The sequence below is a fragment of the Exiguobacterium artemiae genome (assembly GCF_033342815.1).
Lineage (GTDB): Bacteria > Bacillota > Bacilli > Exiguobacteriales > Exiguobacteriaceae > Exiguobacterium_A > Exiguobacterium_A artemiae_A.
The window spans coordinates 1-20,293 of the sequence record NZ_JAWPEN010000019.1 but is presented as its reverse complement, the minus strand read 5'-3'; the positions used below and the strand labels follow the sequence as shown (position 1 = coordinate 20,293).

Annotated in this window: 35 protein-coding genes and 1 rRNA gene; all 36 read left to right on the top strand. The window is 47.4% G+C overall.

Annotated features, from left to right (window positions below; all coding sequences use genetic code 11):
• Window positions 1-831, top strand: a complete 831-nt coding sequence (rplB, locus tag R7V76_RS14575; protein ID WP_012369012.1) for a 50S ribosomal protein L2 — start codon at window positions 1-3, stop codon at window positions 829-831.
• 63 nt (window positions 832-894) lie between these two features.
• Window positions 895-1,173: a 30S ribosomal protein S19 gene (gene rpsS, locus R7V76_RS14570; protein WP_012369013.1), complete on the top strand. Its 279-nt coding sequence runs from the start codon at window positions 895-897 to the stop codon at window positions 1,171-1,173.
• A 20-nt stretch (window positions 1,174-1,193) separates the two neighbouring features.
• Window positions 1,194-1,526, top strand: a complete 333-nt coding sequence (gene rplV, locus R7V76_RS14565; protein ID WP_012369014.1) for a 50S ribosomal protein L22 — start codon at window positions 1,194-1,196, stop codon at window positions 1,524-1,526.
• Window positions 1,527-1,538: 12 nt separating this feature from the next.
• Window positions 1,539-2,195: a 30S ribosomal protein S3 gene (gene rpsC / locus R7V76_RS14560; RefSeq protein WP_012369015.1), complete on the top strand. Its 657-nt coding sequence runs from the start codon at window positions 1,539-1,541 to the stop codon at window positions 2,193-2,195.
• A 33-nt stretch (window positions 2,196-2,228) separates the two neighbouring features.
• Window positions 2,229-2,666: a 50S ribosomal protein L16 gene (rplP, locus tag R7V76_RS14555; protein ID WP_012369016.1), complete on the top strand. Its 438-nt coding sequence runs from the start codon at window positions 2,229-2,231 to the stop codon at window positions 2,664-2,666.
• Window positions 2,653-2,856: a 50S ribosomal protein L29 gene (gene rpmC, locus R7V76_RS14550; protein ID WP_012369017.1), complete on the top strand. Its 204-nt coding sequence runs from the start codon at window positions 2,653-2,655 to the stop codon at window positions 2,854-2,856. The genes rplP and rpmC overlap by 14 nt, the downstream gene beginning before the upstream one ends.
• 31 nt (window positions 2,857-2,887) lie before the next feature.
• A complete protein-coding gene (gene rpsQ / locus R7V76_RS14545; RefSeq protein WP_012369018.1) occupies window positions 2,888-3,151 on the top strand; it encodes a 30S ribosomal protein S17 in 264 nt (87 codons plus the stop codon).
• Between the two features lie 48 nt (window positions 3,152-3,199).
• Window positions 3,200-3,568, top strand: a complete 369-nt coding sequence (gene rplN / locus R7V76_RS14540) for a 50S ribosomal protein L14 (protein ID WP_012369019.1) — start codon at window positions 3,200-3,202, stop codon at window positions 3,566-3,568.
• Between the two features lie 34 nt (window positions 3,569-3,602).
• Window positions 3,603-3,914, top strand: a complete 312-nt coding sequence (rplX, locus tag R7V76_RS14535) for a 50S ribosomal protein L24 (protein WP_012369020.1) — start codon at window positions 3,603-3,605, stop codon at window positions 3,912-3,914.
• A 31-nt stretch (window positions 3,915-3,945) separates the two neighbouring features.
• Entirely contained in the window at window positions 3,946-4,485 is a 540-nt protein-coding gene (rplE, locus tag R7V76_RS14530) for a 50S ribosomal protein L5 (protein ID WP_012369021.1), read from the top strand.
• A 14-nt stretch (window positions 4,486-4,499) separates the two neighbouring features.
• Window positions 4,500-4,769 carry a 30S ribosomal protein S14 gene (gene rpsN, locus R7V76_RS14525; protein ID WP_012369022.1) on the top strand — a complete coding sequence of 90 codons (270 nt, stop codon included), beginning with the start codon at window positions 4,500-4,502 and terminating at the stop codon, window positions 4,767-4,769.
• Between the two features lie 31 nt (window positions 4,770-4,800).
• On the top strand, window positions 4,801-5,199 hold the full coding sequence (gene rpsH / locus R7V76_RS14520) for a 30S ribosomal protein S8 (protein ID WP_012369023.1): 399 nt from the start codon (window positions 4,801-4,803) through the stop codon (window positions 5,197-5,199).
• A 31-nt stretch (window positions 5,200-5,230) separates the two neighbouring features.
• Entirely contained in the window at window positions 5,231-5,767 is a 537-nt protein-coding gene (gene rplF, locus R7V76_RS14515) for a 50S ribosomal protein L6 (RefSeq protein ID WP_012369024.1), read from the top strand.
• Between the two features lie 37 nt (window positions 5,768-5,804).
• The gene (gene rplR, locus R7V76_RS14510) at window positions 5,805-6,155 is read left to right on the top strand and encodes a 50S ribosomal protein L18 (RefSeq protein WP_012369025.1); all 351 of its coding nucleotides are present in this window, start codon (window positions 5,805-5,807) and stop codon (window positions 6,153-6,155) included.
• A 22-nt stretch (window positions 6,156-6,177) separates the two neighbouring features.
• Window positions 6,178-6,678, top strand: coding sequence for a 30S ribosomal protein S5 (gene rpsE, locus R7V76_RS14505; RefSeq protein ID WP_012369026.1), 501 nt, complete (start codon window positions 6,178-6,180; stop codon window positions 6,676-6,678).
• A gap of 18 nt (window positions 6,679-6,696) precedes the next feature.
• A complete protein-coding gene (gene rpmD / locus R7V76_RS14500) occupies window positions 6,697-6,882 on the top strand; it encodes a 50S ribosomal protein L30 (RefSeq protein WP_012369027.1) in 186 nt (61 codons plus the stop codon).
• Window positions 6,883-6,918: 36 nt separating this feature from the next.
• The gene (rplO, locus tag R7V76_RS14495) at window positions 6,919-7,359 is read left to right on the top strand and encodes a 50S ribosomal protein L15 (protein ID WP_012369028.1); all 441 of its coding nucleotides are present in this window, start codon (window positions 6,919-6,921) and stop codon (window positions 7,357-7,359) included.
• Entirely contained in the window at window positions 7,359-8,648 is a 1,290-nt protein-coding gene (gene secY / locus R7V76_RS14490; protein WP_012369029.1) for a preprotein translocase subunit SecY, read from the top strand. The genes rplO and secY overlap by 1 nt, the downstream gene beginning before the upstream one ends.
• Window positions 8,649-8,720: 72 nt before the next feature.
• Window positions 8,721-9,368, top strand: a complete 648-nt coding sequence (locus R7V76_RS14485; protein WP_026826920.1) for an adenylate kinase — start codon at window positions 8,721-8,723, stop codon at window positions 9,366-9,368.
• The gene (gene map, locus R7V76_RS14480) at window positions 9,368-10,120 is read left to right on the top strand and encodes a type I methionyl aminopeptidase (RefSeq protein ID WP_012369031.1); all 753 of its coding nucleotides are present in this window, start codon (window positions 9,368-9,370) and stop codon (window positions 10,118-10,120) included. The genes R7V76_RS14485 and map overlap by 1 nt, the downstream gene beginning before the upstream one ends.
• A 150-nt stretch (window positions 10,121-10,270) precedes the next feature.
• Window positions 10,271-10,489, top strand: a complete 219-nt coding sequence (gene infA, locus R7V76_RS14475) for a translation initiation factor IF-1 (RefSeq protein ID WP_012369032.1) — start codon at window positions 10,271-10,273, stop codon at window positions 10,487-10,489.
• Window positions 10,490-10,522: 33 nt separating this feature from the next.
• Window positions 10,523-10,636 carry a 50S ribosomal protein L36 gene (rpmJ, locus tag R7V76_RS14470; protein ID WP_003156543.1) on the top strand — a complete coding sequence of 38 codons (114 nt, stop codon included), beginning with the start codon at window positions 10,523-10,525 and terminating at the stop codon, window positions 10,634-10,636.
• Between the two features lie 20 nt (window positions 10,637-10,656).
• Window positions 10,657-11,022, top strand: a complete 366-nt coding sequence (gene rpsM, locus R7V76_RS14465; RefSeq protein ID WP_012369033.1) for a 30S ribosomal protein S13 — start codon at window positions 10,657-10,659, stop codon at window positions 11,020-11,022.
• Window positions 11,023-11,038: 16 nt separating this feature from the next.
• Window positions 11,039-11,434 (top strand): 30S ribosomal protein S11, encoded by a 396-nt coding sequence (gene rpsK / locus R7V76_RS14460; RefSeq protein ID WP_012369034.1) that lies wholly within the window; start codon window positions 11,039-11,041, stop codon window positions 11,432-11,434.
• 137 nt (window positions 11,435-11,571) lie between these two features.
• Window positions 11,572-12,516, top strand: a complete 945-nt coding sequence (locus R7V76_RS14455; protein ID WP_012369035.1) for a DNA-directed RNA polymerase subunit alpha — start codon at window positions 11,572-11,574, stop codon at window positions 12,514-12,516.
• A gap of 33 nt (window positions 12,517-12,549) precedes the next feature.
• Window positions 12,550-12,921: a 50S ribosomal protein L17 gene (gene rplQ, locus R7V76_RS14450; RefSeq protein ID WP_012369036.1), complete on the top strand. Its 372-nt coding sequence runs from the start codon at window positions 12,550-12,552 to the stop codon at window positions 12,919-12,921.
• Window positions 12,922-13,017: 96 nt separating this feature from the next.
• Window positions 13,018-13,848, top strand: coding sequence for an energy-coupling factor ABC transporter ATP-binding protein (locus tag R7V76_RS14445; protein WP_026826922.1), 831 nt, complete (start codon window positions 13,018-13,020; stop codon window positions 13,846-13,848).
• On the top strand, window positions 13,836-14,693 hold the full coding sequence (locus tag R7V76_RS14440) for an energy-coupling factor transporter ATPase (RefSeq protein ID WP_318093456.1): 858 nt from the start codon (window positions 13,836-13,838) through the stop codon (window positions 14,691-14,693). Before R7V76_RS14445 ends, R7V76_RS14440 begins: the two co-directional genes overlap by 13 nt.
• Entirely contained in the window at window positions 14,690-15,481 is a 792-nt protein-coding gene (locus tag R7V76_RS14435; RefSeq protein ID WP_318093454.1) for an energy-coupling factor transporter transmembrane component T family protein, read from the top strand. Before R7V76_RS14440 ends, R7V76_RS14435 begins: the two co-directional genes overlap by 4 nt.
• Window positions 15,481-16,230, top strand: coding sequence for a tRNA pseudouridine(38-40) synthase TruA (gene truA / locus R7V76_RS14430; protein WP_318093453.1), 750 nt, complete (start codon window positions 15,481-15,483; stop codon window positions 16,228-16,230). The genes R7V76_RS14435 and truA overlap by 1 nt, the downstream gene beginning before the upstream one ends.
• Window positions 16,231-16,385: 155 nt before the next feature.
• The gene (gene rplM / locus R7V76_RS14425; protein WP_012369041.1) at window positions 16,386-16,823 is read left to right on the top strand and encodes a 50S ribosomal protein L13; all 438 of its coding nucleotides are present in this window, start codon (window positions 16,386-16,388) and stop codon (window positions 16,821-16,823) included.
• Window positions 16,824-16,851: 28 nt separating this feature from the next.
• Entirely contained in the window at window positions 16,852-17,244 is a 393-nt protein-coding gene (gene rpsI / locus R7V76_RS14420) for a 30S ribosomal protein S9 (protein WP_012369042.1), read from the top strand.
• Window positions 17,245-17,400: 156 nt separating this feature from the next.
• Complete coding sequence (locus tag R7V76_RS14415) at window positions 17,401-18,033, top strand: M15 family metallopeptidase (RefSeq protein WP_290826972.1); 633 nt, start codon at window positions 17,401-17,403, stop codon at window positions 18,031-18,033.
• Between the two features lie 181 nt (window positions 18,034-18,214).
• Window positions 18,215-19,246, top strand: a complete 1,032-nt coding sequence (locus R7V76_RS14410) for an Mrp/NBP35 family ATP-binding protein (protein ID WP_114597372.1) — start codon at window positions 18,215-18,217, stop codon at window positions 19,244-19,246.
• Window positions 19,247-19,249: 3 nt separating this feature from the next.
• Window positions 19,250-19,855: a KinB-signaling pathway activation protein gene (locus R7V76_RS14405; protein WP_026826929.1), complete on the top strand. Its 606-nt coding sequence runs from the start codon at window positions 19,250-19,252 to the stop codon at window positions 19,853-19,855.
• Window positions 19,856-20,198: 343 nt separating this feature from the next.
• A 16S ribosomal RNA gene (locus tag R7V76_RS14400) occupies window positions 20,199-20,293 on the top strand; the annotation flags it as partial.

Genomic DNA, 20,293 nt, shown 5'->3' with positions numbered 1-20,293 from the left:
ATGGGAATTAAAAAGTTTAAACCGACCACTAACGGTCGTCGTAATATGACTGCGCTTGACTTTGCTGAGATTACGGCTTCACGTCCTGAAAAATCGTTAACTGAAAAGCTTTCGAAAAAGGGCGGACGTAACAACCAAGGTCGCTTGACAGTACGTCACCAAGGTGGCGGACACAAACGTAAATACCGTATCATCGACTTCAAACGGAACAAGGATGGCATCGCTGGCCGTATCGCTACAATCGAGTACGATCCGAACCGCTCTGCAAACATCGCTCTTGTCCACTACATCGATGGTGAAAAACGCTACATCCTCGCACCTAAAGGATTGAAAGTTGACATGCAAGTCATGTCAGGAGTTGAGGCTGACATTAAAGTCGGTAACGCTCTTCCACTTTCAAACATCCCAGTTGGTACATTGATCCACAACATCGAACTTAAGCCAGGTAAAGGTGGTCAGCTCGTTCGTTCAGCTGGTACTTCTGCTCAGCTTCTCGGTAAAGATGGTAAATACGCGATCGTTCGTCTCCAATCAGGCGAAACACGTATGATCCTTGCTACTTGCCGTGCAACAGTCGGCGCTGTCGGTAATGAAGAGCACGAGCTCGTCAATATCGGTAAAGCTGGTCGTTCACGCTGGCTCGGAAAACGTCCTACAGTTCGTGGTTCTGTAATGAACCCAGTTGATCACCCACACGGTGGTGGTGAAGGACGTGCTCCAATCGGTCGTTCGGGCCCACTTACTCCTTGGGGTAAACCGGCACTCGGATACAAAACTCGTAAGAAAAACAAAGCGAGCGATAAATATATCGTCCGTCGTTCTAAAAAATAATTACGTGATTTCTGAACGGTTCGCAGGAACCGTTCCTGAATCATGCCAAAGGGAGGTACAACTATGGGTCGCAGCTTGAAAAAAGGTCCATTTGCAGATCACCATTTGCTCGCTAAGGTTGACAAAGCCAACGAAGCTGGTGACAAGCATGTTATCAAAACTTGGTCACGCCGTTCTACAATCTTCCCAGAGTTCATCGGTCACACGATCGCTGTCTACGATGGTCGTAAACACGTACCGGTTTACGTGACAGAAGATATGGTCGGTCACAAACTTGGTGAATTCGCGCCAACACGTTCTTACAAAGGACATGCTGGAAACGATAAGAAGACTAAACGTTAATCTGAGGGGAGGTACTCATTATGCAATCAAAAGCATCGGCTAATATGGTTCGCATTGCTCCTCGTAAGGCACGTCTAGTAGTAGACTTAATCCGCGGGAAGCAAATCGGTGAAGCACTTTCGATTCTTGCTTACACGAACAAGGCAGCAACGCCAATCGTTGAGAAAGTATTGAAATCGGCAATCGCGAACGCTGAGCACAACTTCGACATGAACATCGAAAACCTCGTAGTAACAGAGGCTTACGTCAACGAAGGTCCAACGCTCAAACGTTTCCGCCCACGTGCAATGGGTCGCGCAAGCCGCATCAACAAACGTACGAGCCACGTTCACATCGTGGTATCTGAAAAATAAGGAGGGATTACCGTGGGTCAGAAGATTAACCCAACTGGTCTTCGCGTAGGTATCATCAAAGACTGGGAATCACGTTGGTTCGCAGATAAAGACTATGCTGATCTCCTTCATGAAGACTACGTAGTTCGTGAATATATCGAAAAACGTCTTAAAGACGCTAGTGTCTCTAAAGTTGAAATCGAGCGCGCAGCAAACCGCTTGAACATTTCACTTCACACTGCTAAACCTGGTATGGTTATCGGTAAAGGCGGTTCTGAAATCGAAACGCTTCGTACAGACATCACTAACCTTGCAAAAGGCAAACGCGTTCACGTTAACGTCGTTGAAGTGAAAAACCCGGATGCAGTTGCTAAACTTGTCGCTGAGAACATCGCACGCCAACTTGAAGGCCGTGTATCGTTCCGTCGTGCAATGAAGCAATCAATCCAACGCTCTATGCGTTCAGGTATCAAAGGAATCAAGACTGAAGTTTCTGGTCGTCTTGGCGGCGCTGATATCGCTCGTTCAGAGAAGTATTCAGAAGGAACAGTTCCACTTCATACACTCCGTGCAGACATCGATTACGGTACTGCTGAAGCTGATACAACTTACGGCAAAATTGGCGTAAAAGTATGGCTCCACCACGGTGAAGTGCTTCCTACGAAAAAAGCAGCATCTAACGAACAATAATCCACATCCGTCTAGGGAAGGAGGCAACACAACATGTTGTTACCAAAACGTGTAAAATATCGTCGTGTTCACCGCGGCAACATGCGTGGTAAAGCGAAACGTGGTACTACAGTACACTTCGGCGAGTTCGGTATCCAAGCTCAAGAAGCTAGCTGGATCACTAGCCGTCAAATCGAATCAGCGCGTATCGCGATGACTCGTTATATGAAACGTGGTGGTAAAGTGTGGATCAAGATTTTCCCACATAAACCATACACTAAAAAACCTCTTGAAGTCCGAATGGGTTCAGGTAAAGGTGCTCCGGAGGGCTGGGTTGCAGTCGTCAAACCGGGGAAAGTAATGTTTGAAATCGCAGGAGTATCGGAAGAGATCGCACGCGAAGCTCTCCGTCTTGCATCACACAAACTTCCAGTAAAATGTAAGTTCGTAAAACGTGAAGAAAATGGTGGTGATACGAATGAAAGCAACTGATCTCCGTCAGCAAACTACAGAAGAGCTCAACGGTAAAGTCGGTTCGTGGAAAGAAGAGTTGTTCAACCTTCGTTTCCAACTTGCGACTGGTCAGCTTGAGAACCCTGCTCGTATCCGTGAAGTGCGCAAGTCGATTGCACGCGCGAAAACCGTTCTTCGTGAACGCGAACTCGGCATCAACAACGCATAATTCACTCGGATTCTGAGAGGAGGAACACTCAATGGAACGCACTAACAACCGCAAAGTGTTAACTGGACGCGTCGTATCTGACAAAATGGATAAAACGATCGTAGTTACAGTTGAGACTAAAGTAAAGCACAAGCTCTACGGCAAACGCGTAAACTACTCTAAGAAGTACAAAACGCATGATGAAAACAACACAGCTAAAATCGGTGACGTCGTACGCATTCAAGAAACACGTCCACTTTCTAAAGACAAACGTTTCCGTCTCGTAGAAGTCGTCGAAAAAGCAGTAATCATCTAAACTCTAATTAGTTCGGATGAATAAACATCCGGAGGGAGGTACAATCGTATGATTCAACAAGAATCTCGCTTGAAAGTAGCAGACAACTCAGGAGCTCGTGAAGTCTTGACGATCAAAGTCCTCGGTGGATCTGGTCGCAAAACTGCTAACATCGGTGACGTAATTGTTTGCACAGTTAAACAAGCAACACCAGGTGGCGTTGTCAAAAAAGGTGAAGTTGTACGCGCAGTAGTCGTTCGTACTAAACGTGGCGTTCGTCGTAAAGACGGTTCGTACATCCGTTTTGACGAAAATGCAGCAGTCATCATCAAAGATGATAAAAGCCCACGTGGCACACGTATCTTCGGACCAGTCGCACGCGAACTTCGTGAAAAAGACTTCATGAAGATCGTCTCGTTGGCACCGGAAGTACTTTAATTCCAAAGAATTCCTACAAGGAGGTGCTCTAACGATGCATGTCAAAAAAGGTGATAAAGTTCAGGTTATGACTGGTAAAGATAAAGGCAAACAAGGTGTTGTCCTTACTGCTATGCCTAAAAAAGATCGCGTTATCGTCGAAGGCGTTAACATGATCAAAAAACACTCAAAACCTTCTCAACTCAACCCGCAAGGCGGAATTGTCGAGAAAGAAGCACCGATTCACGTATCGAACGTTATGCTCATCGACCCTAAGACAGGAAACCCAACACGCGTTGGTTTCACTGTGGTTGACGGCAAGAAAGTACGTATCGCTAAAAAATCGGGCGAAGCTTTAGATAAATAAGAAGATTTAAAGAAAGGAGGTCCACTTTCTGATGAACCGTTTAAAAGCTAAATACCAAGACGAAATCGTCAAAGTAATGATGGAGAAATTCAACTATACTTCTGTAATGCAAGCGCCGAAAGTCGATAAGATCGTAATCAACATGGGTGTTGGTGACGCTGTTACGAACACGAAAGCACTTGACATGGCAGTCGAAGAGCTTCAGCTCCTCACTGGTCAGAAGCCACTCATCACGAAAGCTAAGAAATCAATCGCTGGTTTCAAACTTCGTGAAGGTATGCCAATCGGCGCGAAGGTAACACTTCGTGGAGAGCGCATGTATGAGTTCCTCGACAAGTTGATCAACGTGTCACTTCCACGTGTACGTGACTTCCGTGGTGTATCGAAGAAATCATTCGATGGCCGTGGTAACTACACGCTAGGCGTGAAGGAACAATTGATCTTCCCAGAGATCGACTACGATCGCGTATCTAAAGTCCGTGGTATGGACATCGTTATCGTTACAACTGCTAATACGGATGAAGAGTCACGTGAGCTTCTCACAGCACTCGGCATGCCATTCCAAAAATAAGGGAGGCCGCACACATGGCTAAGAAATCAATGATCGCACGTGAAGTAAAACGCCAAGCACTCGTCGAGCGCTACGCTGAACAACGCGCAGAATTGAAAGCACAAGGCGACTACATCGGCTTGAGCAAACTCCCACGTAACTCTTCAGCGGTTCGTTTACACAACCGTTGCAGTATCACTGGCCGTCCACACGGTTACATTGGTAAATTCGGTATCAGCCGTATTAAGTTCCGTGATCTTGCTCATAAAGGTCAAATCCCTGGTGTTAAAAAAGCAAGCTGGTAATTCATTAAAGTTGTGAAAGGAGGTACATCGCATGGTTATGACAGATCCGATTGCAGATATGCTTACACGCATTCGTAATGCAAACATGGTTCGCCATGAGAAGTTGGAAATGCCAGCTTCTACAATCAAACGTGAAGTCGCTGAAATCCTCAAACGTGAAGGTTTCATCCGCGATGTTGAATATCTCGAGGACAGCAAACAAGGTACGCTCCGCGTATTCCTTAAGTACGGCGCAAGCAACGAACGCGTCATCACTGGACTCAAACGTATCTCGAAACCAGGTCTTCGCGTTTACGCGAAAGCTGATGAAATCCCGAAAGTACTCGGTGGTCTCGGAATCGCTATCGTTTCAACATCTAAAGGTGTTATGACAGACAAAGAAGCTCGCCAACAAAAAGTCGGCGGCGAAGTGATCGCATACATCTGGTAATTCACGCATAAAAAGAACGGAGGTGTCTTAAATGTCACGTATTGGTAAAAAGCCAGTCGTTATCCCAGCAGGCGTTACAGTAACAGTTGAAAACAGCACAGTTACGGTAAAAGGTCCTAAAGGTGAACTCACTCGTGAGTTCAACCCGACTATGGCTATCAACGTAGAAGGTAATGAATTGACTGTCACTCGTCCAAACGACGAGAAAGCTAACCGTACAATCCACGGAACGACTCGTGCGCTTATCGCGAACATGGTCGAAGGTGTAAACAACGGTTTCGCTAAGACACTCGATATCCAAGGTGTTGGTTACCGTGCTCAAAAGCAAGGTAACAAAATCGTACTCAACCTCGGTTATTCACACCCAATCGAGTACACTCCGGAACAAGGCATTGAAGTCGAAGTTCCTACGAATACGCAAATCATCGTCCGCGGAATCAGCAAGGAGCGTGTTGGACACGTTGCTGCATTGATCCGTTCGTACCGTCAGCCTGAGCCGTACAAAGGTAAAGGAATTCGTTACAGTGATGAAGTCGTCCGTCGTAAAGAAGGTAAAACAGGTAAGTAATTCGTTAAGACGAATTGACCGGAAAGGAGTGGCATAAATGATCTCAAAGGCAAACAAAAATGCTACGCGTAAAAAGCGTCATGGTCGTGTACGTCGTACAATCATCGGGACTGCAGCTCGTCCACGTTTGAATGTATTCCGTTCGAACAAGAACATTTACGTACAAGTCATTGACGATGCAACACATGCAACACTCGCATCTGCATCATCACTCGACCTTGAAAAAGGCAACACGACTGACGCTGCATCAGCAGTTGGTAAGCTTGCAGCTGAACGCGCTCTTGAAAAAGGTATTGAAACAGTCGTTTTCGACCGTGGAGGATACCTCTATCATGGACGTATTAAAGCAGTAGCTGAAGCAGCTCGTGAAGCTGGTCTCAAATTCTAATAGAAAAGGAGGGAACCTCTACATGCGCCAGTTAGAAATTAACATGGATCAACTCGAAGAACGCGTTGTTACTGTAAACCGCGTCGCGAAAGTAGTAAAAGGTGGCCGTCGCTTCCGTTTTGCTGCACTCGTCGTCGTAGGTGACAAGAATGGTCACGTAGGTTTCGGTACGGGTAAAGCTCAGGAAGTGCCTGAAGCGATCCGTAAAGCAATCGAAGATGCAAAGAAAAACATGGTTAACGTTCCAATCGTTAACACTACAATTCCACACGAAATCAACGGAATTTTCGGTGCAGGTCACGTCTTCTTGAAACCTGCTTCTGAAGGTACTGGAGTCATCGCTGGTGGCCCAGTTCGTGCGGTTCTCGAATTAGCGGGAATCAACGACATTCTTTCGAAATCACTTGGATCAAGCACTCCAATCAACATGGTTCGTGCGACTGTTAAAGGTCTCACTTCACTTAAACGTGCTGAAGACGTTGCGAAACTCCGCGGTAAAACCGTCGAAGAACTTCGCGGTTAAGAAAGGGAGGGAATACAGATGGCGAAACTCGCAGTTACCCTCACACGCAGCATGATCGGTCGTCCGGAGAACCAACGCGTTACTACTCGTACGCTTGGTCTCCGTAAGATGCACCAAACTGTTGTCGTACCTGACAACGCTGCTATGCGTGGGATGATTAACCACGTGTCACACTTATTGACAGTTAAAGAAATTCAAGAGTAATACGTTTGATATAATTTTATGAGGAGGTGCCCCACTATGAAACTCCATGAATTGAAACCAGCTGCTGGTTCACGTTCAGAACGCAACCGTGTAGGTCGCGGTATGTCTTCTGGTAACGGTAAGACTTCTGGCCGTGGTCACAAAGGTCAAAAAGCTCGTTCAGGCGGTGGTGTTCGTCCAGGTTTCGAAGGTGGACAAAACCCACTTTTCCGTCGTTTACCAAAACGCGGCTTCAACAACCCGACTCGTAAAGAGTTCGCGGTTATCAACCTTGACACACTTAACCGTTTTGAAGATGGAACGGAAGTAACACCAGAACTTCTTATCGAGACTCGCGCAGTCAAAGGTATGAAGGATGGCGTGAAGATCCTTTCTAACGGTAAGATTGAAAAGAAACTGACAGTAAAAGCTCACAAGTTCTCCGAAGCTGCGAAGCAAGCGATCGAAGCTGCCGGCGGTACGGTTGAGGTGATCTAATGTTTCAAGCGATCTCCAATATGTGGCGCGTAGCCGACATTCGTCGGCGCATTCTCTTTACCTTGGCTCTGATTATCGTGTTCCGTATCGGAGCACATATCCCGGTGCCGATGGTAAACACTGAAGTATTCAAGATCGACCAGAATGGTATTCTTGGTTTCTTGAATTCCTTCGGCGGGAATGCTTTGCAGAATTTCTCACTCTTTGCGATGGGAATCATGCCGTATATCACGGCCTCGATCGTTGTCCAACTCTTACAGATGGACGTTGTTCCAAAGTTTGCCGAATGGGCAAAACAAGGAGAGGCGGGCCGTAAGAAGTTAGCAACGGTAACGCGCTATGGAACGATCGTACTCGGCTTAGTCCAAGCGTTTGGAATCGCGCTTGGATTTAACCGTATCTACCCAGGTCTTGTCGATGAGCAATACGGCACCTGGACGTACGTTATGATTGCACTTGTTTTGACGGCGGGTACCGCATTCTTGATGTTCCTCGGTGAACTCATCACGGAGAAGGGCATTGGTAACGGGATATCAATGATCATCTTCGCTGGGATTGTCGCAGGCTTCCCGAACGCGTTCCGTCAGATCTACGAAACAAAGCTCCAAAATGCAGGGGATGCTTTGTTTGTCAATGTGCTTTATATCGTACTGTTGCTTTTAATCATCATTGCGGTCATCGTCGGAGTCATCTATGTGCAGCAAGCTGCCCGTAAGATTCCGATTCAGTACGCTAAGCGTACGGTGAACCGTGCACCAGTAGGCGGTCAATCGACACACTTGCCGATTAAACTGAATGCTGCTGGTGTTATCCCAGTTATCTTCGCTGTATCGTTCATGGTGACGCCACCAACGGTTGCAAGTTTCTTTGCAAGTCCGGAAAATGCGACGAAGATCCGTGACATTTTCGACTATACGAGTCCAATCGGTATGTCGATCTATGTGGCACTGATCATTGCATTTTCTTACTTCTATACATTTGTTCAGGTTAACCCGGAACAAATGGCAGAGAACCTTCAAAAGCAAGGCGGATACATTCCTGGTATTCGTCCTGGTAAGCAAACGGAACAGTACATCACGAAGATCCTGTACCGTCTGACATTCTTCGGCTCACTCTTCCTCGCTGTCATCGCGGTGACGCCAACGTTCTTTATTAAGTTCGCTGGTTTACCGAACTCGGTGCAGATTGGTGGAACAAGCCTGTTGATTGTCATCGGTGTAGGTCTTGAGACGATGAAACAGATTGAAAGTCAACTGGTTAAACGACACTACAAAGGCTTTATCCGATAAGGCGGGAGGAAGGGGACCATCCCTTTCCTTTCTGTTGTGTCTATAGAGTCTATAGAAGTGGAGGCTACCGACATGAATCTTGTATTGATGGGCTTGCCGGGTGCTGGAAAAGGGACGCAGGCTGCGAAAATTATCGAAGACTACGCCATTCCACACATCTCGACAGGCGACATGTTCCGCGCGGCGATCAAAGATCAAACACCGCTCGGGCAGGAAGCGAAATCGTACATGGATAAAGGGGAACTCGTTCCGGATGAAGTCACAATCGGCATCGTACGTGAACGTCTCGCCAAAGAAGACTGTGCAAATGGTTTTCTTCTTGACGGTTTCCCACGCACAGTGAAACAAGCGGATGCTCTTGAAGTATTGCTTGCGGATCTAAATAAACAAATCGATCACGTCGTTCACATCGGTGTGAACCCGGAGAAACTTGTCCCTCGTTTGACAGGCCGCCGGATTTGCCCGACATGTGGAGCAACGTATCACGTCATCTATAACCCGCCAAAAGTGGAGGGTGTCTGTGATATCGACGGATCAGCACTTGTTCAACGTGAAGATGATCAAGAAGAAACGGTTCGCCGTCGTCTTGAAGTCAACGTCGCTCAAGCGCAACCTTTGATTGACTTTTACGCTGAAAAAGGGTATCTTCGTAATTTGGACGGTGATCGTCCGATTAATGAAGTTTATTCCGATGTTCAAGCACTTCTTGGTGATCAGTAATGATCATTACGAAAGCGCCGCGTGAAATCGACATCATGCGTCAGGCAGGACAAATCGTCGCCCGGACGCATAAGGAGCTCAAAGCTCATATTCGTCCAGGGATCACAACGGGGCAACTCGATGCGATTGCTGAACGCTATATTCGAAGTCAAGGGGCAACACCATCGTTTAAAGGTTATAATGGGTTTACTGGCAGCATTTGTGCTTCAGTAAATGAAGAACTTGTCCATGGTATTCCGGGTGACCGCGTACTCCACGATGGAGACATCATCTCGATTGATATCGGGGCGGAGTATAACGGATATCACGGAGATTCAGCCTGGACATATCCGGTAGGTACAATCTCTGAAGAGACGAAGCGGTTACTTGACGTAACTGAAGAATCTCTGTATAAAGGATTGGAGCGCGCCAAAGCCGGCGTGCACCTGACAGATATTTCGCATGCGATTCAGTCACATGTTGAAGCAGCGAATTTTTCTGTAGTCCGCGAATATGTGGGCCACGGCGTGGGACAAAATTTGCATGAAGATCCGCAAATTCCACATTATGGACCACCGGGGAAAGGGCCGCGCCTGAAAACTGGCATGACCTTGGCGATTGAGCCAATGGTTAATGTCGGAAAACGCTATGTTCGCACGCTATCCGACAATTGGACGGTAGTGACAGTGGACGGTAGCATGTGCGCCCACTTTGAGCACACCATCGCCATCACAGACGAAGGCTACGAGATCTTAACGGTCGATGCAGAGTGAGCTGTGCGCGTTATTGGTGTCACCTTTCTATAAGCCGCTATCCACTCGTGTTTGTGACCGATGATTCTCTCACGGCTACTGTAGAAAGCCCCTAAGCGCTACAAATCGTCTGGGCTCCCAATCAACTTTATAGAGAAAGGGGTATAATTGATGGCGAAACAAGATGTAATCGAAGTGGAAGGTACGGTTATCGAACCGCTTCCAAACGCGATGTTTAAGGTGGAGTTAGAAAACGGCCACACGGTCCTCGCGCACGTCTCAGGAAAAATTCGGATGCACTTCATTCGGATCCTACCAGGAGATAAAGTAACGGTTGAGTTGTCACCATACGACTTGACTCGCGGACGGATCACATACCGTTTCAAATAAAAACTCCGATTTTTTCAGGAGGAGGTATTCACAATGAAAGTAAGACCTTCGGTTAAACCGATCTGTGAAAAATGTAAAGTTATCCGCCGTAAAGGCAAAGTAATGGTTATTTGCGAAAACCCTAAGCATAAACAAAAACAAGGGTAATTAAACAAGGAGGTGCACACATGGCACGTATTGCTGGTGTAGATATTCCACGTGAGAAACGCATCGTTATCTCACTCACTTACATCTATGGTGTTGGTAAAACAACTGCTCAGAAAGTCTTGAAAGAAGCTGGTATCTCTGAAGATACTCGTACTCGTGAATTGACTGAAGAACAACTCAACCAACTCCGTGATGGATTAGATAAAGTAAAAGTTGAGGGTGACCTTCGTCGTGAAATCTCACTCAACATCAAACGTTTGATCGAAATCGGTTGCTACCGTGGTGTTCGTCACCGTCGTGGTCTTCCAGTTCGTGGTCAAAACACTAAAAACAACTCGCGTACTCGTAAAGGCCCACGCCGCACAGTAGCGAACAAGAAGAAGTAAGGGAGGGTAAACTAAGATGGCAAAACGTAAACAGAATGTTCGTAGTAAACGTAAAGTCAAAAAGAATATTGAATCTGGTATCGTGCATATCCGTTCAACATTCAACAACACAATCGTTACGATCACTGACATGCAAGGGAATGCAATCTCTTGGGCAACTGCAGGTAACATGGGCTTCAAAGGCTCACGTAAATCTACTCCATTTGCTGCGCAACTCGCTTCAGAAACTGCTGCGAAAACAGCAATGGACAACGGTATGCGTACTGTAGAAGTTAACGTTAAAGGTCCTGGTGCAGGTCGTGAAGCTGCAATCCGTGCGCTTCAAGCAATCGGTCTTGAAGTAACAGCGATCCGTGACGTAACTCCAGTTCCGCACAACGGTTGCCGCCCTCCAAAACGTCGTCGCGTGTAACCCGTCTTGTACTGCAAAGCGGGAATTCGAGTAGACTTTTGTTGATCGTTTGACCAAGCAAGGCAGTAGAAACGTGCACAAGACGGTTGGCGATTGAACGCGATGGCCAACATGACGATATTCAAGGAGGGGTTCAGATGATCGAAATCGAAAAGCCGAAGATTGAAACGGTCGAATTAAGCGACAACGCTACGTTTGGTAAATTCGTGGTAGAACCGCTTGAGCGTGGATTCGGTACAACGCTTGGTAACTCATTGCGTCGTATCCTATTATCTTCACTTCCGGGTGCTGCAGTCACTGCAGTCCAAATCGATGGCGTTCTTCATGAGTTCTCGACGATTGATGGCGTTGTAGAAGACGTTACCCAAATCATCTTGAACCTCAAGAAACTCGCCCTCAAAGTTTACTCGGAAGAAGAGAAAACACTTGAGATCGATATTCAAGGCGCCGGCGTTGTTACTGCAGCGAACATTACGCATGACAGCGACGTCGAAATCCTCAACCCAGAACTCCACATTGCAACACTTGCAGAAGGTGCATCACTTCATATGCGTCTGACAGCTCGTCGCGGCCGTGGTTACGTTCAGGCTGAAGATAACAAACGGGACGATATGCCAATCGGCGTCATTCCAATTGATTCGATTTACACGCCAATTCAACGTGTAAACTATCAAGTTGAAAAAACACGTGTTGGTCAAGATGCGAGCTTCGATAAGTTGACGCTTGATGTTTGGACGGACGGTTCAATCCGCCCTGAAGAAGCAGTGTCACTCGGTGCAAAAATCATGACAGAACACTTAAACATCTTTGTTGGTCTTACGGACGAAGCGCTCCATGCCGAAATCATGGTCGAAAAGGAAGAAGATCAAAAAGAAAAAGTACTTGAAATGACGATCGAAGAACTCGATCTTTCAGTTCGTTCGTACAACTGTTTGAAACGTGCCGGCATCAATACGGTTCAAGAACTCGCGAACAAGAGCGAAGACGAGATGATGAAAGTTCGTAACCTCGGACGTAAATCTCTCGAAGAAGTTCAAGCGAAGCTCGATGAACTCGGACTGGGCCTACGTAAAGAAGACTAAAACTATTAATTGCACGAAGGAGGGAATCCATCCATGGCATACTCGAAATTAGGCCGTACAAGCTCACAACGTAAGGCACTTTTGCGTGACCTTGCGACTGATCTCATCATCAATGAGCGTATCCAAACTACAGAACAAAAAGCGAAGGAACTTCGTCCAGTCGTTGAGAAACTCATCACTTTAGGTAAACGCGGTGATCTCCACGCTCGTCGTCAAGTTGCATCGTTCGTTCGTCGCGAAGCTGCTGGTCAAAACGAAGCTGGTAAAACACAAGATGCAATCCAAAAATTGTTTGCAGATGTGGCACCACGTTTTGCTGAGCGTCAAGGTGGTTACACACGTATCATGAAAATGGGACCACGTCGTGGTGACGGCGCAGAAATGGTCATCATCGAACTCGTTTAATTTTTAAATGATTCGAATAAAAGGGCAGTGCGTAACTCGCTTCTGCCCTTTTGTTACAAATGAAATTATTTTTGATTTGATGAAGGAGGAGCAGACATGACAAAGCTGATTGAGTTGGAACAGGTGACATACCGTTACCCGGAACAAGAACAACCAGCCTTACGGAATGTCTCTCTTTCGATTCATTCGCAGGAATGGGTCGCGATCGTTGGACACAACGGCTCCGGAAAATCAACGCTGACGAAGCTGTTTAACGGATTGTTGCTTCCTGAAGAAGGAACGGTTACTGTCAATGAGACATTCTCAAGTGCAGTACCGGAGCAACTGTGGGAGATGCGCCGCGCAATCGGTATCGTCTTTCAAAATCCGGATAATCAATTCGTTGGCACGACCGTGCGCGACGACGTGGCATTTGCCCTGGAAAACTGGGGTGTGCCACGCGAGGAAATGGTTCGTCGTATCGACGACAGTCTAGCGCGCGTTGGCCTTACGGATTTTGTTGATCGGGAACCCCATCAACTATCCGGCGGACAGAAGCAGCGTGTCGCAATCGCCTCGGCGCTTGCGATGCGCCCTGATGTTCTCGTGCTCGATGAAGCGACATCGATGCTTGATCCGATTGCACGAACTGAGGTTATGTCGACCGTTCAGGAATTATATGAGCAACACCCGATGGCCGTCGTTGCCATTACACATGAACTCGATGAGGTCTTACGGGCCAGTCGTGTCATTGTCATGGATGCGGGGCAAATCGTTTTAGAAGGGACACCGCAAGAGGTGTTTGCACAATCCGCGTTTCTTGAGCAGATTGGACTAGATGTTCCATTTGTCGTCCGGGTGCAGGAGCAACTTTCAGCACGTGGTCTTACTTATGAGGACACGATACTAGATGAAAGAGACTTGGTGAACCGCTTATGCCAATCTTAATCCAGGAATTAAACTATACGTACCAACTCAATAGTCCGTTTGAACGAGTCGCGCTGCGTGATGTGAATCTTGAGATTCCGTCAGGGGCGCTTGTTGCGTTTGTAGGGCATACCGGTTCCGGGAAGTCGACACTCGTCCAACACATCAACGGCTTGTTAAAACCGACAGCAGGGAAGGTACAGGTCGATGACATCATCATCGAACCGAAACGAAAACAAGATTTGAAAGCACTCCGGAAACGGGTCGGTCTTGTCTTTCAGTATCCGGAATATCAATTGTTTGAAGAAACCGTCTTGAAAGATGTCATGTTTGGTCCGATGAACTTCGGTCACGCACCGGCAGAGGCAGAACGGTTAGCGAAAGATGCCTTACGTACCGTTGGACTCGATGAAGTCTTTTGGTCACGTTCTCCGTTTGACCTGTCTGGTGGGCAAATGAGGCGTGTTGCGATTGCGGGCGTACTCGCTAGTCAACCAGACGTGTTGATCGTCGATGAACCGACAGCAGGCCTCGATCCGCAAGGACGGAAGCAGATGCTTTCTCTCTTTGCCGAGTTGCATGCACAGTCAGGAATGACATTGCTGTTGATTACGCATGACATGGACCAGGTGCTGGAATATACGAACCGCGTCGTCGTCATGGAAGAGGGCCAGGTTGCGTATGACGGAGAACCAATGGGTCTATTCCGTCAAGAAACGTTACTGCGTCAATTCCATCTCGATTTACCCCACGTCCTGGCCTTTGCCTGGCAGATGGCCGATCAATTGAACCAACCGCGTCCATCGCTTCAGACGGAAGCGGAATTGATTGAATGGATTTTACGTGTACGGGGGGACGGACGATGATCGTAGGACAACATATACCAGGAACGTCGTATTTACATCGTTCGTCGGCCGTCGCGAAAATCATTTTTGCCTTTTGTTTCATTCCCCTTGTCTTTTTAGCCAATAATGCGGCAACGAATATTTTTTTACTGCTGTTTACGTTTTTTGCGTTAGCGAGTAGTAAATTACCGATTCGTTACGTCTTAAAGGGGCTGCGACCAATCTTATTCTTAATCGTCTTTACGTTTATCATTCAACTGTTGTTTACGCGTGAAGGGGCCATTCTGTTTGAATTTGGATGGTTCAGGATTTATGAAGAAGGATTGCGTCTTGCCATCATCGTTTCGCTCCGGTTTTTTTATCTTGTGTCGATTACGACACTCGTCACGTTGACGACGTCGCCGATCGAACTGACGGATGCGATTGAGTTATTATTGAAACCGTTTAAAGTCGTCCGTGTCCCGACGCACGAGATTGCCTTGATGTTGTCGATTTCCCTTCGTTTCCTGCCGACCCTGGCAGAAGAGACGGAAAAAATCATGAAGGCGCAGCAGGCACGGGGTGTCGATTTATCGGCGGGTCCGATCAAAGAGCGCTTGCGGGCCATCATTCCTTTGCTGATTCCACTCTTCATCTCGGCGTTTAAACGGGCAGAAGATCTGGCAACGGCGATGGAAGCCCGCGGATACCGCGGCGGTGAAGGACGGACCCGGCTCCGTGAGTCCAAGTGGACAACACGCGATACGGGATTGATCCTGCTTCTGGTCGTCCTCGGACTGTTGCTGGTGTATTTACGGGGAGGATTTTGATGCGACGCTTTAAATGTACGATTCAGTATGACGGAACGGACTATTCCGGATATCAAGTGCAACCGAACGGTCTGACGATTCAGGAAGTCCTCGAGAAGACGCTTGACCGGATGCATAAGCACCCGGTCAAGGTCATCGGTTCCGGACGGACGGATGCGCGTGTACACGCGCAGGGGCAGGTCATTCATTTTGATACGGAGCTTTTGATCGCCCCTGCAAGCATGGTGAAGGCCTTAAATACGTTATTACCGGACGATATTCGCGTTCGTGACTGTAAAGAGGTCGCTTCTGACTTCGAAGCAAGGTATGATGTAGTAGGGAAAGAGTATCGGTACTTCGTGCGCCGGACGGAAGATGCGTTTCGGCGTCATCAATCCGTCTTGATTCCGTATTCACTCGATGTTGCGCAAATTCGTCTGGGATTAGCGTATTTAGTCGGGACTCATGACTTTAGTTCGTTCTGTGTCGCGAAGACAGAGACGGACAATCGTGTTCGGACGATTTATGAAGCGGAACTGATCGAACAAGGGGAAGAACTGATTTTTCGTTTTCAAGGAAGCGGTTTTCTCTACAATCAGATCCGGATCATGGTCGGCACGTTGCTTGATGTCGGACGCGGTCGATTTGCCCCGGATGACATCAAACGGATGCTCGAAGCGAAGGATCGAAACGTCGCTGGTGTGACGGCACCACCGCACGGGTTATACCTTTGGGAAGTTTTCTACCCAGAGTCTAAAAAAGGCATTTGACATTAGCCGCTAAAAAACATACAATGTTTATTGGCATTTCATTTATTATGAAACCACAATCTTAGCCCCGTACACCTAAGATTCTGATAGATTCAAACAGTGAATAAATGAAAAATCAAAAAAGAAATTTTTAAATTCCTTAGGAGGTATTTTACATGCGCACAACTTTCATGGCGAAAGCTACTGATGTAGAACGCAAATGGCTCCTTATCGACGCAGAAGGCAAAACACTCGGTCGTCTTTCGAGCGAAGTTGCTTCACTTCTCCGCGGTAAGCACAAACCTACGTTCACACCACACGTTGACTGTGGGGATCACGTTATCCTCATCAACGTTGAGAAAATCGTTTTAACTGGTAACAAACTCGACAAAAAGGTCTACTACCGTCACTCTGGTCATCCAGGCGGCTTGAAGCAGACTGTCGCACGCGACTTACTCGCTAACAAACCTGAGCGTATGCTTGAACTCGCGATCAAAGGGATGCTTCCAAAAGGTAGCCTCGGTCGTCAAATGTTCAACAAACTCCACGTTTACGCTGGAGATACTCATAAGCAAGAAGCACAACAACCAGAAGTTTACGAACTTCGCGGTTAATTAATACGAATTTAGGAGGAACTACACGATGGCAGATGTACGTTACTACGGCACTGGTCGCCGTAAACACGCGGCAGCTCGCGTTTTCCTCGTTGCTGGAGACGGTAAAGTCACAGTTAACGGGCGCGATATCAGCGAATACTTCGGTTATGAAACATTAATCATGACTGCAAAAGAACCACTTGTACTCACAGAAACAGAAGGCAAATACGATATCATGGTAACGGTCAAAGGCGGCGGCTTCACTGGTCAAGCAGGCGCAATCCGTCACGGTATCTCACGTGCTCTTCTTCAAGCGGATCCAGACTTCCGTGGAACACTTAAAGCTAAAGGTTTCCTCACACGCGATGCTCGTATGAAAGAACGTAAAAAATACGGTCTTAAAGCAGCACGTCGTGCACCTCAGTTCTCAAAACGTTAATCGTTTTATCTCTCATCCTTACGGGTGGGAGATTTTTTTTGGATCAATCGCCTATGTGAGCGGAAATGCTCTGGTACTTGAAAGGCAACGGAATAAACCTATTGTGTATACCGGATTCGGTTTTCGGGAACAGTCTACAAAGGAGTGTGGTGAACGATGACCGTATCAGTCAGTTGGTTAATAGAACGGGCCAACCGGAAACTGAATGTTCCGGGACTTTCACCTGAAGTTGCCCGAAAGACGCGACAAGTCATCCGTGAACTTCATGTCAAAGGCATTTATGTCGGGGTGGCGCAAGGATTCCGGTCCTACGCCGAGCAGGAAAAGTTGTATGCACAAGGACGGACAACTCCAGGTGCAATCGTGACGAACGCCCGTGGGGGACAATCGAATCATAACCGGGGGATTGCCGTTGATCTGTTTCAATACTCCATGGACGGGACGGAAGCCATCTTTAATACCGATGCCAACTTTCAGCAAATCGTCCAGGCGATGAAGCGGCACGGTTTCTCCTGGGGCGGAGACTGGAGTGGATTTAAAGACTATCCGCACTTTGAACTGAACAAAACGACGACGGATGTCTTAGTGCCTTATCCGGGACAACCGCTCTATAAAGGAGCGGTCAATATGAACAGCCGGGACATCGAGCGGATTCAGCGGGCAGTCAAGGCGACTGTCACGAAACGATTTGATGCGGAGACCGTCGATAAGGTACGTGCCTATCAAGCACGTCAAGGATTAGCAGTCGACGGTGTCGTCGGACCGGCGACATGGAATCGGATGTTTTAACTGTGTAGAGGTTCCCTTTTTGCAGTTGTGAAGAGGAGAATCTCTTTTTTGAATCCTTCTTGGCGATTCCTTTGGCGTCGTCAAGGAAATGTCATGCTTTCCGAGTCGAAATGTGCAAGCGCTATCTTATTTTTGTTATACTGAAATGGATTAAATCGAACGTTCTCAGGGGGAAGGCACTATGTTGAATGAACAAGAAATTCGCGAGGTGGTCGGGCAATTGATCGATCCGACGATTGAACGCTCGCTTACAGATACGAACGGGATTCGCGATGTCCGCATCAAAGGAGACTATGTCAGTCTCAAAATCGCGCTGGCACAAGCAGGTTCGGGCGAACAGCTCGCATTACAACAACAGATCGTTAAAGAGTTGAAAGAAAAAGGATTCAAGACGGTTGGCTTACGTTTTGAGGCACTCGGCGACCATGGCATTCAAGCAGCGACGACACCGTCGATTCTCAAACCCGACTCAGGCACGACCTTCATCGCGATTGCTTCCGGTAAAGGCGGCGTCGGAAAATCGACGGTTTCCGTCAACTTGGCAGTTGCCCTCGCACGAGCTGGTAAAAAAGTTGGTTTGATTGACGCGGATATCTATGGATTTAGTGTACCGGACATGATGGGGATCGAAACTCGTCCGACGGTCGTCAACGACCGGATTGTTCCACCTGAACGATTTGGCGTGAAAGTCATCTCGATGGGCTTCTTCGTCGAAGACAATGCACCTGTCATCTGGCGTGGTCCGATGCTTGGGAAGATGTTGAACAACTTCTTCTCTGACGTCGAGTGGGGCGACCTCGATTACTTACTGCTTGATTTACCGCCGGGCACAGGCGACGTGGCACTCGATATTCATTCGATGTTGCCGAGCTGTCAGGAACTGATCGTCACGACACCGCATGCAACTGCGGCATTCGTTGCTGCACGTGCAGGGGCGATGGCAATCAAAACAAACCACCGTTTGCTCGGAATCATTGAGAATATGGCCTATTTCGAGAGCAAGATAACGGGCGAAAAAGAGTATGTGTTTGGTTCAGGCGGCGGAGAGAAGTTGTCAGAAGCGTTAAAAACAGATATTCTAGCTAAGATTCCACTTGGACAGCCGTATGCAAATGACACGGACTTTGCACCGTCGATTTACCGTGACGACCATCCATTTGAAACACACTATAATGAACTCGCAGCGCGTGTCATCGAAAAAGTAGAGGGATAATGAATGAAGACTAGAGGATTTTTGAAGCTGTTTTGGATGACGCTCCTGATCGGGACGCTCGCCGGCTTCGTGTTTAACCTTGTCGCTGAACCGGGTTATGTCCGCAATCAATCGATCAGCGGATATGTTACAGCCCTGGCTTACAGCAGTACATGGACAGCCATCAGTTTGATGGGATTCTTTTCGTATCTGATCCTTCACCGGGTCGGACTCGATATTTTTCGGGGAGCTAAGTTGTGGGACCGGGTTCAAATCGTCTTAATCGCATTTGCGTTATTCGACGGAATCTACCTTCGCGGTCTTGCTTTCGGATTTGAAAAAACAAACCTGTATATCGGAGAGATGGTTGTCTTATTGCTCATTGCGTTTTTTGTCGCTCGGACGAAAGCCCGCGAGACAAACTTCACAGCGTTCGTGCCGACACTCTTTTTGATGACAGTCATCACATTGATTGAATGGGTTCCGGCTCTTCAGGCGACTCAAGACAAGCGGATGTTATGGGCGGCACTTGCCACATTACTTGTTTGTAATGCGTATCAGATTCTGATGTTGCACCGGTTGCAGGAAAAACCGAATTCAGCGAATGCTGCGTCGGGGAAAAGAGCATAAAAGAAAAGGGCGCCGTGCTACCGTTTTATCCGGTCAGAGCGGCGTCCATCTTTTTTTAATGTTTTTTTAGAAAAACAGTTGACGTAAAAAACAAGAGTTGATATATTAATACATGTCGCTGAGGCACACGCCACACAGACACGTCGAAAACGAAAAAAACTTACGAAAAAAGTTATTGACACCAGTTAATAGTTTACTGTAAGATTTAAAAGTCGTCAAACGACATATCGGACTTTGAAAACTGAACGATGAGGCAAAAAACGTATCTTCGGATACAAACAATGAATGAAGCGCAAGCTTCGTCAACGTGACATCTAGTCACAAAAACGAGCAAGTCAAACACTTTATGGAGAGTTTGATCCTGGCTCAGGACGAACGCTGGCGGCGTGCCTAATACATGCAAGTCGAGCGCAGGAAGCTCACGGAACTCTTCGGAGG